Genomic DNA, 16,561 nt, shown 5'->3' on the forward strand with positions numbered 1-16,561 from the left:
GCGGCGGGGGCGCCGATCCGGGGGCGGGGGCGCCCGGGACGGGCTCGGTGCCGGGGGCGCCGCCCTGCGGGCCGGGACCACCGGGCGTCGGCGCACCGGCGTCGGGCGATCCGGACGATCCGGGCGCGGGGGAGCCGAAGGCGCCCTGCTCGGGCGGGTTCTGGTCGGACATCGTGCGATCTCCTTCTCGAGAGGGGAGGGGAGGAGCCGGGGTCGTACCCGGCGCCGCCGTCCACCGCTCAGCCTAGGGACGCCGCGTCGTGTCGGACAGGTCCGACGTGCCCCGACTCGCGCTCACGACGCGCCCACGAAGCGGGTGGCTCTTGACGCGCCGCCCGTTGACCGTCATATTCGACGCGTTCGCTTCGCGAGCTCCCGGTCCGGGAGCGTGGCAGGCAGCCGCCGCGGCCGACACGGGCTCAGATCCGTGGGCAGGTCCCCGGCAGGCGTCTCCGCTCTTGACCCGGCTGGACACTCCTGCCCTTTACCAGTAGGCTGGGCCTTTGCGCTGCCCTTGCCCTCTCTCCGCGTGTCCAGTCAGGCTGACCACCGTGCCGTCCGGTACGAGTTCTGACCCCGGGTCCCGCGAGCGGAGCCATGCGGCAACGCGGATCTGAAGATTCGAAAAGGCCCGTGGAAGGACCCTCCTTGGCTGCCTCGCGTACTGCGACGAACATGTCCACTGCACAGACCCCTTCTGGGCGTCTGTCCTTCGCGAAGATTCGCGAACCGCTCGAGGTCCCTGACCTCCTGGCCCTTCAGACGGAGAGCTTCGACTGGCTGCTCGGAAACGAGCGCTGGCAGGCCCGCGTCGCCGCGGCCAAGGCCGAGGGGCGCACCGACGTCCCGGACCGGTCCGGGCTCGAGGAGATCTTCGAGGAGATCTCGCCGATCGAGGACTTCAGCGGCTCCATGTCGCTGTCGTTCCGCGACCACCGCTTCGAGGAGACGCGCAAGACGATCGAGTCGTGCAAGGAGCGCGACCAGACGTACGACGCCCCGCTCTTCGTCACCGCCGAGTTCATGAACGCCCAGACGGGTGAGATCAAGAGCCAGACGGTGTTCATGGGCGACTTCCCGCTCATGACCGAGCGCGGCACCTTCATTATCAACGGCACCGAGCGTGTCGTCGTCAGCCAGCTCGTCCGCAGCCCGGGCGTCTACTTCGAGCGCACGCCCGACAAGACGTCCGACAAGGACATCTACACGGCCAAGATCATCCCGAGCCGCGGTGCGTGGCTCGAGTTCGAGATCGACAAGCGCGACATGGTCGGCGTCCGCGTCGACCGCAAGCGCAAGCAGTCGGTCACGGTGCTCCTCAAGGCCCTCGGCTGGACCGAGGCCCAGATCCTCGAGGAGTTCGGCGAGTTCGAGTCGATGCGCCTGACCCTCGAGAAGGACCACACGCAGGGCCAGGACGACGCGCTGCTCGACATCTACCGCAAGCTGCGCCCGGGCGAGCCGCCGACGAAGGAGGCCGCGCAGACCCTGCTCGACAACCTCTACTTCAACGGCAAGCGCTACGACCTCGCCAAGGTCGGCCGGTACAAGATCAACAAGAAGCTCGGCCTCGACGCGTCGATCAACGACTCGACGCTGTCGATCGACGACATCGTCAAGACGATCAAGTTCATCGTCACGCTGCACGACGGCGGCGACTCGATGAAGGGCGTCAAGAAGGGCGAGGAGATCGACGTCCGCGTCGAGGTCGATGACATCGACCACTTCGGCAACCGTCGCCTCCGCTCCGTCGGCGAGCTCATCCAGAACCAGGTCCGCACCGGCCTGTCCCGCATGGAGCGCGTCGTCCGCGAGCGCATGACCACGCAGGACGTCGAGGCGATCACGCCGCAGACCCTGATCAACATCCGCCCCGTGGTGGCCTCGATCAAGGAGTTCTTCGGCACCTCGCAGCTGTCGCAGTTCATGGACCAGAACAACCCGCTCGCGGGCCTGACGCACAAGCGGCGTCTGTCGGCCCTCGGCCCGGGTGGTATCTCCCGTGACCGCGCGCAGATGGAGGTCCGTGACGTCCACCCGTCGCACTACGGCCGCATGTGCCCGATCGAGACCCCTGAAGGCCCGAACATCGGCCTCATCGGCTCGCTCGCGTCCTACGGGCGGATCAACGCGTTCGGCTTCATCGAGACGCCGTACCGCAAGGTCGAGGGTGGCCACGTCACCGACGAGATCCACTACCTCTCGGCCGACGAGGAGGACCGCTACGTCGTCGCGCAGGCCAACGCCCAGCTCGACCTCGAGAACAACTTCGTCGACGAGCGCGTCCTCGTGCGCACCAAGGGTGGCGAGGTCGAGCTCGTGCCCGGCAACGACGTCGACTACATGGACGTCTCGCCGCGCCAGATGGTCTCGGCCGCGACCGCGATGATCCCGTTCCTCGAGCACGACGACGCCAACCGCGCGCTCATGGGCGCCAACATGCAGCGTCAGGCCGTCCCGCTCGTCAAGAGCGAGGCGCCGCTCGTCGGCACCGGCATGGAGTACCGCGCCGCCCTCGACTCGGGCGACGTCGTCCGCGCCGACAAGGCCGGCGTCGTGCAGGAGGTCTCTGCCGACCTCGTCACGGTGGCCAACGACGACGGCACGTACCAGACGTACCGCATCGCCAAGTTCGCCCGCTCCAACCAGGGCACGAGCTACAACCAGGTCGTCGTCGTCAACGAGGGCGACCGCCTCGAGGCCGGCTCGGTCATCGCCGACGGTCCCGCCACCGACAAGGGCGAGATGGCGCTGGGTCGCAACCTGCTCGTCGCGTTCATGTCGTGGGAGGGCCACAACTACGAGGACGCGATCATCCTGTCGCAGCGCCTCGTGCAGGACGACGTCCTCTCCTCGATCCACATCGAGGAGCACGAGGTCGACGCCCGCGACACCAAGCTCGGCCCCGAGGAGATCACCCGGGACATCCCGAACGTCTCCGAGGACGTCCTGGCCGACCTCGACGAGCGCGGCATCATCCGCGTCGGCGCCGAGGTGCGCGACGGCGACCTGCTCGTCGGCAAGGTCACGCCCAAGGGCGAGACCGAGCTGACGCCGGAGGAGCGCCTGCTCCGCGCGATCTTCGGTGAGAAGGCCCGCGAGGTCCGCGACACCTCCCTCAAGGTGCCGCACGGCGAGACCGGCACGGTCATCGGCGTCAAGGAGTTCCGCGCCGACCAGGGCGACGACCTGCCGCCCGGCGTCAACCAGCTCGTCCGCGTCTACGTGGCCAACAAGCGCAAGATCACCGACGGTGACAAGCTCGCCGGCCGCCACGGCAACAAGGGCGTCATCTCCAAGATCCTCCCGGTCGAGGACATGCCGTTCCTCGAGGACGGCACGCCGGTCGACGTCGTGCTCAACCCGCACGGTGTGCCGCGTCGTATGAACCTGGGCCAGATCCTCGAGCTGCACCTCGGCTGGGCCGCCAGCCGTGGCTGGAAGATCGAGGGCAACCCGGACTGGGCCAAGGAGATCGCCCCCGACGCGCACGAGGCCCCGCCCGGCTCGCGCGTGGCCACGCCCGTCTTCGACGGTGCGTCCGAGGACGTCGTCACCGGCCTGCTCGACTCGACGCTGAAGACGCGCGACGACGTGCGCCTCATCGACGCCTCGGGCAAGACGCGCCTCTTCGACGGCCGCTCCGGCGAGCCGTTCCCGGAGCCCGTCGCGGTCGGCTACATGTACATCCTCAAGCTGCACCACCTCGTCGACGACAAGATCCACGCTCGCTCGACGGGCCCGTACTCGATGATCACCCAGCAGCCGCTCGGCGGTAAGGCCCAGTTCGGTGGCCAGCGCTTCGGTGAGATGGAGGTCTGGGCGCTCGAGGCGTACGGCGCGGCGTACACGCTCCAGGAGCTGCTGACGATCAAGTCCGACGACGTCCCCGGACGCGTCAAGGTCTACGAGGCGATCGTCAAGGGCGAGAACATCCCTGACTCGGGCATCCCGGAGTCCTTCAAGGTCCTCCTCAAGGAGATGCAGTCGCTGTGTCTCAACGTCGAGGTCCTGAGCTCCGACGGCACGACGATCGAGATGAAGGAGTCCGACGAGGAGGTCTTCCGCGCAGCGGAGGAGCTCGGCATCGACCTGAGCCGGCGCGAGCCGTCCAGCGTCGAAGAGGTCTGACCAGACCCATCCGACCCCGGCACGGGTGCCGCCCGCCGGCCCGCGCGACGCGCGCGGTGAGCGGCACCCGGGCCACCGGTCGACGAGACACCAGTCAGACCACAGAGACTTAACGAGAGTTACGAGAGAAGGAACCACGTGCTCGACGTCAACTTCTTCGACGAGCTGCGCATCGGCCTTGCCACCGCGGAGTCCATCCGCCAGTGGAGCCACGGCGAGGTCAAGAAGCCCGAGACCATCAACTACCGCACCCTCAAGCCGGAGAAGGAGGGCCTGTTCTGCGAGCGCATCTTCGGCCCGACCCGCGACTGGGAGTGCAACTGCGGCAAGTACAAGCGCGTCCGCTTCAAGGGCATCATCTGTGAGCGCTGTGGCGTCGAGGTCACGCGCGCCAAGGTGCGCCGTGAGCGGATGGGCCACATCGAGCTCGCTGCCCCCGTCACCCACATCTGGTACTTCAAGGGCGTCCCGTCGCGCCTCGGGTACCTGCTCGACCTCGCCCCGAAGGACCTCGAGAAGGTCATCTACTTCGCGGCGTACATGATCACGTCCGTCGACGACGAGCAGCGTCACGCCGACCTGCCCTCGCTCGAGGCGCAGATCCAGGTCGAGAAGAAGGAGATCGAGAACCGCCGCGACGCCGACGTCGAGTCGCGCGCGCAGCTGCTCGAGAAGGACATCGCCACGCTCGAGGCCGAGGGTGCCAAGGCCGACGCCAAGCGCAAGGTCCGCGACTCCGCCGAGCGCGAGATGAACAACATCCGCAAGCGCGCCGACCAGCAGGTCGAGCGCCTCGAGCAGGTCTGGGACCGGTTCAAGAACCTCAAGGTCCAGGACCTCGAGGGCGACGAGATCCTCTACCGCGAGATGCGTGACCGGTTCGGCCTCTACTTCGAGGGCGGCATGGGCGCGGCGGCGATCCAGAAGCGTCTGCAGTCCTTCGACCTCGAGGCCGAGGCCGAGTCGCTGACCGAGATCATCGCCACCGGCAAGGGCCAGAAGAAGACCCGCGCCATCAAGCGTCTCAAGGTCGTGTCGGCCTTCCAGACGACGACGAACCACCCGACCGGCATGGTCCTCGACGCGATCCCGGTCATCCCGCCGGACCTGCGCCCGATGGTCCAGCTCGACGGTGGCCGCTTCGCGACGTCCGACCTCAACGACCTCTACCGTCGCGTCATCAACCGCAACAACCGCCTGAAGCGCCTCCTCGACCTCGGTGCGCCCGAGATCATCGTCAACAACGAGAAGCGCATGCTCCAGGAGGCCGTCGACAGCCTCTTCGACAACGGCCGTCGTGGTCGCCCGGTCACGGGCCCCGGCAACCGTCCGCTCAAGTCGCTGTCCGACATGCTCAAGGGCAAGCAGGGCCGCTTCCGCCAGAACCTGCTCGGCAAGCGCGTCGACTACTCCGGCCGTTCGGTCATCGTCGTCGGCCCGCAGCTCAAGCTGCACCAGTGCGGCCTGCCCAAGCAGATGGCGCTCGAGCTGTTCAAGCCGTTCGTGATGAAGCGCCTGGTCGACCTCGACCACGCGCAGAACATCAAGTCGGCCAAGCGCATGGTCGAGCGTGCCCGCGCGGTCGTGTGGGACGTGCTCGAGGAGGTCATCACCGAGCACCCGGTGCTGCTCAACCGTGCACCCACGCTGCACCGTCTCGGCATCCAGGCGTTCGAGCCGCAGCTCGTCGAGGGCAAGGCCATCCAGATCCACCCGCTCGTCTGCTCGGCCTTCAACGCCGACTTCGACGGTGACCAGATGGCCGTCCACGTGCCGCTGTCGGCGGAGGCGCAGGCCGAGGCCCGCATCCTCATGCTGTCGAGCAACAACATCCTCAAGCCGGCCGACGGTCGCCCCGTCACCATGCCGACGCAGGACATGATCACCGGCATCTACCACCTGACCGACGCGGTCGACGGTGGCGGTCTCGGTGCGGGTCGTGCGTTCATGTCGCCGGCCGAGGCCCGGATGGCCTTCGACCGCGGCGAGATCCAGCTCGGTTCGGCGATCAAGCTGCGCCTCACCGACGTCGTGCCGCCGCTCGGCTACGCCCTCCCCGAGGGTGTCGAGGTCGGCGAGGACGGGATGATCCCCGCCCTGACGCTCGAGACGACGCTGGGTCGCGCGATCTTCAACGACACGCTGCCGGTGGACTACCCGTTCGAGAACCGTCCGGTCGACCGCAAGCGCCTGTCGGCGATCGTCAACGATCTCGCGGAGCGCTTCTCCAAGGTCCAGGTCGCCGCGTCGCTCGACGCCCTCAAGGAGGCCGGTTTCCACTGGTCGACCCGCTCGGGCTGCACCGTCTCGATCGCCGACGTCACGACGCCGGCCAACAAGACGGACATCCTCGAGGGCTACGAGACCAAGGCCGCCAAGGTCCAGACCCAGTACGAGCGTGGTCTCATCACCGACGACGAGCGTCGTCAGGAGCTCGTCGAGATCTGGACCCAGGCGTCCAACCAGGTCGCCAAGGAGATGGAGACCAACTTCCCGCGCACGAACCCCATCTACCGGATGGTGTCCTCGGGTGCCGGTGGTAACTGGTTCCAGATCCGTCAGATCGCCGGCATGCGTGGCCTCATGGCCAACCCGAAGGGCGAGATCATCCCGCGCCCGATCAAGGCGAACTTCCGTGAGGGCCTGACCGTGGTCGAGTTCTTCATCTCGACCCACGGTGCCCGCAAGGGTCTGGCCGACACCGCTCTGCGTACGGCCGACTCGGGTTACCTCACGCGTCGTCTCGTCGACGTGTCGCAGGACGTCATCATCCGTGAGGACGACTGTGGCACCGAGCGCGGCCTCAAGCTGCCCATCGCGGCGATCAACGAGGTCACGGGCACGCGGACCAAGAGCGAGGTCGTCGAGGCCTCGGTCTACGCCCGCACGTTCGCCGAGGACGTCGTCGGCAGCGACGGCACCGTCCTCGCGGACGCCGGCTCCGACGTCGGTGACGTCGCCATCGAGGCGCTGTACCAGGCCGGGATCGACGAGATCAAGGTCCGCTCGGTCCTCACCTGCGACAGCCGCGTCGGCACGTGCGCGAAGTGCTACGGCCGTTCGCTCGCGACCGGCAAGCTCGTCGACATCGGCGAGGCCGTCGGCATCATCGCGGCCCAGTCGATCGGTGAGCCCGGCACGCAGCTGACGATGCGTACCTTCCACACCGGTGGTGCGGCCGCGGCCGACGACATCACCCAGGGTCTGCCGCGTGTCGTCGAGCTCTTCGAGGCCCGCACGCCCAAGGGTGTCGCCCCGATCGCCGAGGCCACCGGCCGCATCGAGATCGAGGACACCGACAAGGCCCGTCGCATCCTGCTCACGCCGGACGACGGCTCGGACCAGCACGCCTACCCGGTCAGCAAGCGCTCGCGCCTGCTCGTCCAGGACGGCGACCACGTCGCGGTCGGCACCAAGCTCGTGCAGGGTGCCATCGACCCGAAGCAGGTGCTGCGCATCCTCGGCCCGCGTGCCGCGCAGAAGCACCTGGTCGACGAGGTGCAGGCCGTGTACCGCCAGCAGGGTGTGTCGATCCACGACAAGCACATCGAGGTCATCGTGCGCCAGATGCTGCGTCGCGTGACGATCATCGAGTCCGGCGACACCGAGCTGCTGCCCGGCGAGCTGGCCGAGCGTGGTCGCTTCGAGGAGGCCAACCGCAAGGCGATGGCCGAGGGCGGTCGCCCGTCCGCGGGTCGTCCCGAGCTCATGGGCATCACGAAGGCCTCGCTCGCCACCGAGTCGTGGCTGTCGGCCGCGTCCTTCCAGGAGACGACCCGCGTGCTCACGCAGGCCGCCATGGAGGGCAAGTCCGACCCGCTGCTCGGCCTCAAGGAGAACGTCATCCTCGGAAAGCTCATCCCGGCCGGTACGGGCCTGCCCCGCTACCGCAACATCAAGGTCGAGCCCACCGAGGAGGCCAAGGCCGCCATGTACTCGCTGCCGAACTACGACGCGTACGACTACGCGGGCTTCGGCGCGGGTTCCGGCGAGGCGATCCGCCTCGACGACGAGGCGCTCGGTCTCGACAAGTTCTGACCGGTCGCGGCCGCGCGGCCGCACCGCACGAACACCGCCCGCAGGGCCGGTTCCCCACCCGGGGAGCCGGCCCTGCGGCCGTTCCGGGGCGGGTGGGGCCGAGCGGCTTCCGGAAGGCCGGCGGGAGTGGTCACCGGGCGAAAAGGGACAAAGCGGACTAGCGTGCCGGGCAGGGTGATCGGACCGGCGGTGCCGGGCTGCCGGACGCGCGCCCGACGATGCGATGCCCCTGGAGGCCGCCGTGATCCGTCCGCCACGAGTCCTGTCCAGCCCCCTGCGCACCCGTCCGGGGTCGCGCCCGCGCGGGGTGACAAGCCCTGACCGGCGACGGCGCACGGCGGGCCTCGTCGTCGCGGCGGTCGTCGCGGTCGTCGCCGTCGTCACCGCGACGGCCCAGGACTCCCGGGCCTCGGGCTACCAGTCGCGCGACGCCGCCCTGCGCCGCGAGGTGGGCCGGCTCATGACCGACTCGCGGGTCACCGCGTCCTCGGCGCGCGTCGGCGTCATGGTGCAGGACGCGTCGACGCGGGTGCCCGTGTACGTGCGCTACGCGAACACCCCGCTGATGCCCGCCTCGACCCAGAAGGTCTTCACCGCCGCCGCAGCCATGAACGTCCTCGGCAGCGGGTACCGCTGGAACACCGACGTGCTCGCACCCAGGGCGCCCTCGGCGGGCGTCGTGAGCCGGGTGTACCTCAAGGGCCGCGGCGACCCCACGCTCATGGAGAAGGACCTCACCGCCCTCGCGTCGGCGCTCCGCTCCAAGGGCGTGACGCGTGTCGCCGGCGACGTCGTCGGGGACCCCACGTACTTCGACGACCAGCGCTACAGCCCGTACTGGTCCACCGGCTACGCGTCGGACTACTACGCGGCCCAGGTGTCCGGCCTGACGCTCGCGCCCGACACCGACTACGACGCCGGCACCGTCATCGTCAACGTCACGCCGGCCACGACGGTCGGGGCCCGGCCGCGCCTCACGCTGACGCCGCCCTCGGCCGCGCGCACCGTCACCCTCGTCAACCAGGCCTCGACCGGGGCCAAGGGGTCGGCCACGACGCTGTCGCTCTCGCGCCGCTCGGGCACGAACTTCGTCACGGTCTCCGGTCGGCTCGCGGTCGGCCGGTCGACCGCCAAGAAGTGGGTCACCGTCAACGAGCCCGCCCTGCTGGCCGCGCGGGCGTTCCGCGACCGGCTCGTCGCCGCCGGGATCCGCGTCGACGGGTCCGCCGTCAAGGGCCGCACGCCCACCGGCCAGACGCTGCTGGCGCGGCACGCGTCGATGACCCTGGGGCAGCTGCTCGTGCCGTTCCTCAAGCTGAGCAACAACTCGCACGGCGAGGCGATCGTCAAGACGCTCGGGGCGCGCACCGGCCGGCCGGGCAGCTGGGCCGACGGCACGGCGGCCCTGCGGGCCTTCGCCGCGCGCGTCGGCATCGACGTGCGTGGCCTGCGGTTCGTCGACGGCTCCGGCCTGTCGCGGTCCAACCGGCTCACCCCGAACCAGCTGGCCGCGCTCCTGGACAAGGTGCAGCGCACGAGCTGGGCCGGCACCTTCCGGGCGGCCCTGCCCGTCGCCGGCGCCGACCCGGTGCGCTGGACCGGTGGCACCCTCGCGAGCCGGATGAAGGGCACGTCCGCCGCGGGCAACCTCCGCGCCAAGAACGGCTCGCTCACCGGCGTCTCCACCCTCGCCGGCTACGTCACGGGCGCGGACGGGCGCCGGTACGTCTTCGTCATGATGGGCAACTACGGCGGCTCCTCGACCCGTCCGGTCGAGGACCGCCTCGGCGTCCTGCTCGCCGGGTGGCGCATGACCAACCGCTGACCTCGGCGGCGTCGGCGGCCTCGGGCGCCCCGCGTCCTGCGAGGCGCCCTGCCACGGAGCCGCGCGGCTCTATAGGCTGGCCCGCATGACCGAGCCCACGGCCGACGCCCCGACCGACACCGGCAGCGAGGCCGGCACCCCCGCGCCGACGATCATCATCCTCACCGAGGAGGCGCTCAAGCCGGGCGACGTCGACAAGATCGTGGCCCTGCACGAGGACGAGGCGCCGACCTACCGCGTGCTCGTGCCGGCCGACACCGAGCGCAACCTGCTCTCGACGTTCCTCAACCACCTCAGCCTCTTCGAGATGCGCGAGGCCATCGACACGCTGCGCCCGGTCGACCGCGACGAGGCGCGGGTCGACGCCGACACCGCGCTGTCGACGACGCTCGAGGAGCTCGCGCGCCACGCGGCCACCGCGACCGGCGAGATCACCGCCGACGACCCGGTCCCGACCCTCGTCGAGGAGGTCGCGCGCCTCGGTGCCCGCGAGGTCGTCATCGTCACCGAGCCGCACGCCGTCGAGGACACCTTCCACACCGACTGGGCCTCCCGGGCCCGCGAGGTGCTGGGCCTGCCGGTCCTGCACATGTACGCCGGGGACTGGCGCCTCGGCTGAGCCCCCGTCCCGGGGCGTCCCGAGGCCGCGTGCCGACGCGCCGGAGCCGCCGCGCCGTGAGGGCCGTGGGTGCCGGCCGTGGGTGCCCGACCGATTTGGTCGCCGTGCCGCCCGCCGGTACGCTTGAACACTGTGTCTGAGGCATGCCCTCAGTCATGCGCGATGACGGCCCTCGTGCCCTGTCCACCGCCTCCGGCGGCACGACATCACCGGGGTCCAGAGCACACCTCCCGCCGGGCAACCCGCGGAGGCCGACCAGGTCGGTCCCGTGGGAAGTGCAGGGGGGAGAACCGGCACGGACAGCCCCGGGACACACCCGACCTCGGGGGTCGAAGGGCCGAACAGCCAAGGAGCCGCCCACCAGGGCGACTGACAACAAGCAACGTTACGGAGTCACCAGGTTGCCTACCATCAACCAGCTGGTCCGCAAGGGCCGCCAGGACAAGGCCTCCAAGGCCAAGACCCCGGCGCTCAAGGGCTCGCCCCAGCGTCGTGGTGTGTGCACGCGTGTGTACACGACCACCCCCAAGAAGCCGAACTCCGCCCTCCGCAAGGTCGCCCGCGTGCGCCTGTCGAGCGGCATCGAGGTCACGGCCTACATCCCCGGCGTCGGCCACAACCTGCAGGAGCACTCGATCGTGCTCGTGCGTGGCGGTCGTGTGAAGGACCTCCCCGGCGTCCGCTACAAGATCATCCGCGGCACGCTCGACACGCAGGGCGTGAAGAACCGCAAGCAGGCTCGTAGCCGCTACGGCGCGAAGAAGGAGAAGAGCTGATGCCTCGCAAGGGACCCGCTCCGAAGCGCCCGCTCGTCGTCGACCCCGTCTACGGCAGCCCGCTGGTCACCCAGCTCGTCAACAAGATCCTCCTCGACGGCAAGAAGTCGATCGCGGAGACGATCGTCTACGGCGCCCTCGAGGGCGTCCGCGCCAAGACGGGCACCGACCCGGTCGCGACGCTCAAGCGCGCGCTCGACAACGTCAAGCCGGCCATGGAGGTCAAGTCCCGCCGCGTCGGCGGTGCGACCTACCAGGTGCCGATCGAGGTCAAGCCGGGCCGCAGCACCACGCTCGCCCTGCGCTGGCTCGTCGGCTACTCGCGTCAGCGTCGTGAGAAGACGATGACCGAGCGCCTCATGAACGAGATCCTCGACGCCTCCAACGGCCTCGGCGCCGCGGTCAAGCGTCGCGAGGACACCCACAAGATGGCCGAGTCGAACAAGGCCTTCGCGCACTACCGCTGGTGACCCACTCCCGTGCCGGGTGGCGCGGCCCCGCCCTCGCGGGTCGACGCGCCACCCGGCCGGGAACACCGGCTCCCGCCACCCGCGTTGGTACGGGTGCCCCCACCGGGCAACGTCCGCAGCACCTCGGCACCCGAGGTGCGTGGGCACGAGACGGATGCGGGAAAACCGCAGACTCACTACACGAATGAGACGAGACAACTGACGTGGCACTTGACGTCCTGACGGACCTGAACAAGGTCCGCAACATCGGCATCATGGCGCACATCGACGCTGGCAAGACCACGGTGACGGAGCGCATCCTCTTCTACACCGGTGTCAACCACAAGATCGGTGAGACGCACGACGGTGCGTCGACGACCGACTGGATGGAGCAGGAGAAGGAGCGCGGCATCACGATCACGTCTGCCGCCGTGACCTCCTTCTGGGAGGGCACCCAGATCAACATCATCGACACGCCCGGCCACGTCGACTTCACGGTCGAGGTCGAGCGGTCCCTGCGCGTCCTCGACGGCGCGGTCGCCGTCTTCGACGGCAAGGAGGGTGTCGAGCCCCAGTCCGAGACGGTGTGGCGTCAGGCCGACAAGTACGACGTGCCGCGCATCTGCTTCGTCAACAAGATGGACAAGCTGGGCGCCGACTTCTACTTCACGGTGCAGACGATCAAGGACCGCCTCGGTGCGGAGCCCCTCGTCATGCAGCTGCCGATCGGTGCGGAGAACGACTTCCTCGGCGTCGTCGACCTCATCTACAAGCGCGCCCTGGTCTGGCCGGGCGACGCCAAGGGTGACGTCACGATGGGCGCGAAGTACGAGATCCAGGACATCCCGGCCGACATGCTCGACAAGGTCGACGAGTACCGCCAGGCGCTCGTCGAGCGCGTCGCCGAGTCCGACGACGACCTCATGGAGAAGTACCTCAGCGGCGAGGAGCTGACGCCGGAGGAGATCAAGGCGGGCATCCGCAAGCTGACGGTCAACTCCGAGCTCTACCCGGTGTTCTGTGGCTCCGCCTTCAAGAACCGTGGTGTGCAGCCGATGCTCGACGCCGTCGTCGACTACCTCCCGTCCCCGCTCGACGTGCCGGCCATGATCGGCCACAAGCCGGGCGACGAGAGCGTCGAGCTGACGCGTGAGCCGAGCAAGGACGCCCCGTTCTCGGCGCTCGCCTTCAAGGTCGCCGCGCACCCGTTCTTCGGCACGCTCACCTTCATCCGCGTGTACTCCGGCCGCATCGCCGCCGGCTCGCAGGTCATCAACACGACCAAGGGCCGCAAGGAGCGCATCGGCAAGCTCTTCCAGATGCACGCCAACAAGGAGAACCCGGTCGAGGAGGCCCTCGCCGGCCACATCTACGCGGCCATCGGCCTCAAGGACACGACGACCGGCGACACCCTGTCGGACCCGAACGAGCAGATCGTCCTCGAGTCGATGACGTTCCCGGACCCGGTCATCCAGGTCGCCATCGAGCCCAAGACCAAGGGTGACCAGGAGAAGCTCTCCACGGCCATCCAGAAGCTCTCGGCCGAGGACCCGACCTTCCAGGTCCACCTCGACGAGGACACCGGCCAGACGATCATCGCCGGCATGGGCGAGCTGCACCTCGACATCCTCGTCGACCGCATGAAGCGCGAGTTCAAGGTCGAGGCCAACGTCGGCAAGCCGCAGGTGGCCTACCGCGAGACGATCCGTCGCTCGGTCGAGAAGTACGACTACACGCACAAGAAGCAGACCGGTGGTTCCGGCCAGTTCGCGAAGGTCCAGGTGTCCTTCGAGCCGCTGGGCGAGACCGAGGACGGCTCGATGTACGAGTTCGTCAACGCCGTCACCGGTGGTCGCGTGCCGCGTGAGTACATCCCGTCGGTCGACGCCGGCATCCAGGACGCCATGCAGTACGGCGTGCTCGCCGGGTACCCGCTCGTGGGCATCAAGGCGACCCTGAACGACGGCGCGTACCACGACGTCGACTCCTCGGAGATGGCGTTCAAGATCGCCGGCTCGATGGTCCTCAAGGAGGCCATCCGCAAGGCCGACCCGGTCCTGCTCGAGCCGATGATGGCCGTCGAGGTCCGTACGCCCGAGGACTACATGGGCGACGTCATCGGTGACATCAACTCCCGTCGTGGCCAGATCCAGGGCATGGAGGACATCAGCGGCGCCAAGGTCGTCAAGGGCCTGGTCCCGCTGTCCGAGATGTTCGGCTACGTCGGTGACCTGCGGTCCAAGACGCAGGGTCGCGCGAGCTTCTCCATGGAGTTCGACTCCTACGCAGAGGTCCCCAAGGCCGTTGCCGAGGAGATCATCAAGAAGACCCGCGGCGAGTGACGACGGGTCATCCCGGTAGTCTCTTTCTTCGGAAATCCCAACCCATCGCGCCACGTCCTGCCCTGGTCGTACGGCGTAACACTAGAAAGTCCTGAGGAGGACACACAGTGGCGAAGGCAAAGTTCGAGCGGACCAAGCCGCACGTCAACATCGGCACCATTGGTCACATCGACCACGGCAAGACGACGCTGACGGCTGCGATCTCCAAGGTCCTGCACGACAAGTACCCCGACCTCAACCCGCAGTTCGCGTTCGAGGACATCGACAAGGCTCCTGAGGAGCGTCAGCGCGGTATCACGATCTCGATCGCGCACATCGAGTACCAGACCGAGGGTCGTCACTACGCCCACGTCGACTGCCCGGGCCACGCCGACTACGTGAAGAACATGATCACGGGTGCGGCTCAGATGGACGGCGCGATCCTCGTGGTCGCGGCGACCGACGGCCCGATGCCGCAGACGAAGGAGCACGTCCTCCTGGCCCGCCAGGTCGGCGTCCCCTACATCGTCGTGGCGCTCAACAAGGCCGACATGGTCGACGACGAGGAGATCATGGAGCTCGTCGAGATGGAGGTGCGTGAGCTCCTCTCGCAGTACGAGTTCCCGGGTGACGACCTGCCGGTCGTCCAGGTCTCGGCGCTCAAGGCCCTCGAGGGCGACGAGAAGTGGGGCCAGTCGGTCCTCGACCTCATGGACGCCGTGGACAACTACATCCCGGAGCCCGAGCGCGACATCGACAAGCCGTTCCTCATGCCCGTCGAGGACGTCTTCACGATCACCGGTCGTGGCACCGTCGTCACCGGTCGTATCGAGCGCGGTGTCCTCAAGGTCAACGAGGAGGTCGAGATCGTCGGCATCCACACCGGCCCGCCGGCCAAGACGACCGTCACCGGTGTCGAGATGTTCCGCAAGCTCCTCGACGAGGGTCGCGCGGGCGAGAACGTCGGCCTCCTGCTCCGTGGCACGAAGCGCGAGGACGTCGAGCGTGGCCAGGTCGTCGTGAAGCCGGGTTCGATCACCCCGCACACCGACTTCGAGGCTCAGGTCTACATCCTGTCCAAGGACGAGGGCGGCCGTCACACGCCGTTCTACGACAACTACCGTCCGCAGTTCTACTTCCGTACCACGGACGTGACGGGTGTCGTGCACCTGCCCGAGGGCACCGAGATGGTCATGCCCGGCGACAACACCGAGATGACGGTCGAGCTCATCCAGCCGATCGCCATGGAGGACGGCCTCAAGTTCGCCATCCGTGAGGGTGGCCGCACGGTCGGCGCCGGTCGCGTCACCAAGATCATCAAGTGATCTGACGCTGCACCAGCTACACCGGTTGGGCCCGTTCCGCTTCGGCGGGGCGGGCCCTTCCGCGTACCCGGCGCCGACGCCTCGGCGGGGTCGAGGTGGTCCGTCGCGTCAGTGCGCGACAGGTCACCTCGGGCGGGTCAGCCGTCGAGGCGGGCGAGGGCGGCGCCGACGGCGACGATCGACTCGGTGGTGACCGGGTCGAGGACGAGCTGCACGTGCACCGCCCCGGCCTCGGCCATGGCGTGCAGGTGCTCGGCGAGGGCGCCGGGCTCGCCGCTCACCGGCGTCACCGACGCCGCGTACGCGGAGTCGCCCATGACGCGTCCGGCGCCACCGGCGAGCTGGACGAGGACGGCCGCCGTGGCACCGACCTCACCCGGCCCGCGGCCCGCTTGCAGCGCGGCTGCCTCGACGCGCTCGCGCAGCCGCGCGAACCGCGCGGGCGAGTTCGCGTAGTCGCTCCACCACGTGTTCCAGAGGTCGACGTGGGGCAGCCCGATGCGCAGCATCCGCGGCCCGGTCGAGCCGAGCATGAGCGGCGGCCCGCCGGGGCGGGTCGGGCCCGGGTCGAGGACGCAGTCGACGAGGTCGTGGAAGCGGCCGTGGTGGTCGATCCGTCCCTCGCGCAGGAGGGTGCGGATGACGGTGAAGGACTCCTCGAAGCGGGTGACCCGCTCGTCGAAGGGGAAGCCGAAGGCGCTGTACTCGCGCTCGTTCCAGCCGGCGCCGAGCCCGAGCACCAGGCGTCCGCCGGAGATGCCGTCGACGGTGGCGGCCATCTTCGCGAGCATGGCCGGCGCGTGGAAGGCCGTCGAGGCCACGAACGGCCCGAGCTCGACGCGGGAGGTGACGGCCGCGACCGCGGCCAGGGAGGTCCACACCTCCCAGGGACCCCGGGTGAGCCCGCCCGGCAGGTCGTAGAGCAGGTGGTCGCCGAGCCAGAGGGAGTCGAGGCCGAGGTCCTCGGCCGTGCGGGCCATGGTGATCAGCTCGGGCCACTCGACGCGCCGCTCGACCTCGGGCAGCTGGACGCCGACCCGCAGCGGGCGGCTCATCGGCGGTCGGCGGGGCAGTGGG

At 69.1% G+C, this 16,561-nt stretch carries 9 protein-coding genes; 8 read left to right on the forward strand and 1 reads right to left on the reverse strand.

Annotation, left to right across the window (positions count from 1 at the left end):
• Nucleotides 1–648 precede the first annotated feature (648 nt).
• From rpoB to tuf, 8 genes are all read left to right on the forward strand, one after another.
• Complete coding sequence (rpoB, locus tag BIV28_RS18870; protein ID WP_076264080.1) at nt 649–4,131, forward strand: DNA-directed RNA polymerase subunit beta; 3,483 nt, start codon at nt 649–651, stop codon at nt 4,129–4,131.
• A 138-nt stretch (nt 4,132–4,269) separates the two neighbouring features.
• A complete protein-coding gene (locus BIV28_RS18875) occupies nt 4,270–8,169 on the forward strand; it encodes a DNA-directed RNA polymerase subunit beta' (protein WP_076264081.1) in 3,900 nt (1,299 codons plus the stop codon).
• 307 nt (nt 8,170–8,476) lie between these two features.
• A complete protein-coding gene (dacB, locus tag BIV28_RS18880; protein WP_207556119.1) occupies nt 8,477–9,994 on the forward strand; it encodes a D-alanyl-D-alanine carboxypeptidase/D-alanyl-D-alanine endopeptidase in 1,518 nt (505 codons plus the stop codon).
• Between the two features lie 85 nt (nt 9,995–10,079).
• Nucleotides 10,080–10,613, forward strand: a complete 534-nt coding sequence (locus BIV28_RS18885) for a hypothetical protein (RefSeq protein ID WP_083707520.1) — start codon at nt 10,080–10,082, stop codon at nt 10,611–10,613.
• Nucleotides 10,614–11,014: 401 nt separating this feature from the next.
• Complete coding sequence (gene rpsL, locus BIV28_RS18890; protein WP_076264083.1) at nt 11,015–11,389, forward strand: 30S ribosomal protein S12; 375 nt, start codon at nt 11,015–11,017, stop codon at nt 11,387–11,389.
• Nucleotides 11,389–11,859, forward strand: a complete 471-nt coding sequence (gene rpsG, locus BIV28_RS18895; RefSeq protein WP_076264084.1) for a 30S ribosomal protein S7 — start codon at nt 11,389–11,391, stop codon at nt 11,857–11,859. The genes rpsL and rpsG overlap by 1 nt, the downstream gene beginning before the upstream one ends.
• Nucleotides 11,860–12,062: 203 nt before the next feature.
• On the forward strand, nt 12,063–14,180 hold the full coding sequence (gene fusA / locus BIV28_RS18900; RefSeq protein ID WP_076264085.1) for an elongation factor G: 2,118 nt from the start codon (nt 12,063–12,065) through the stop codon (nt 14,178–14,180).
• Between the two features lie 107 nt (nt 14,181–14,287).
• Nucleotides 14,288–15,484: an elongation factor Tu gene (tuf, locus tag BIV28_RS18905; protein WP_076264086.1), complete on the forward strand. Its 1,197-nt coding sequence runs from the start codon at nt 14,288–14,290 to the stop codon at nt 15,482–15,484.
• A gap of 137 nt (nt 15,485–15,621) precedes the next feature.
• Here the strand turns inward: tuf and BIV28_RS18910 are convergent, their stop codons facing one another.
• Complete coding sequence (locus BIV28_RS18910) at nt 15,622–16,539, reverse strand: LLM class flavin-dependent oxidoreductase (RefSeq protein WP_076264087.1); 918 nt, start codon at nt 16,537–16,539, stop codon at nt 15,622–15,624.
• Nucleotides 16,540–16,561 lie beyond the last annotated feature (22 nt).

Origin of the sequence: Intrasporangium flavum, from assembly GCF_001956915.1 — a bacterium.
GTDB classification, from domain to species: Bacteria; Actinomycetota; Actinomycetes; order Actinomycetales; family Dermatophilaceae; genus Monashia; species Monashia flava.

What these genes read in the sequence shown, in the direction of transcription:
- rpsG (WP_076264084.1), top strand. Translation starts at nt 11,389, where the DNA reads ATGCCTCGCAAGGGACCCGCTCCGAAGCGCCCGCTCGTCGTCGACCCC.
- BIV28_RS18910 (WP_076264087.1), bottom strand. Translation starts at nt 16,539, where the DNA reads ATGAGCCGCCCGCTGCGGGTCGGCGTCCAGCTGCCCGAGGTCGAGCGG.
- BIV28_RS18885 (WP_083707520.1), top strand. Translation starts at nt 10,080, where the DNA reads ATGACCGAGCCCACGGCCGACGCCCCGACCGACACCGGCAGCGAGGCC.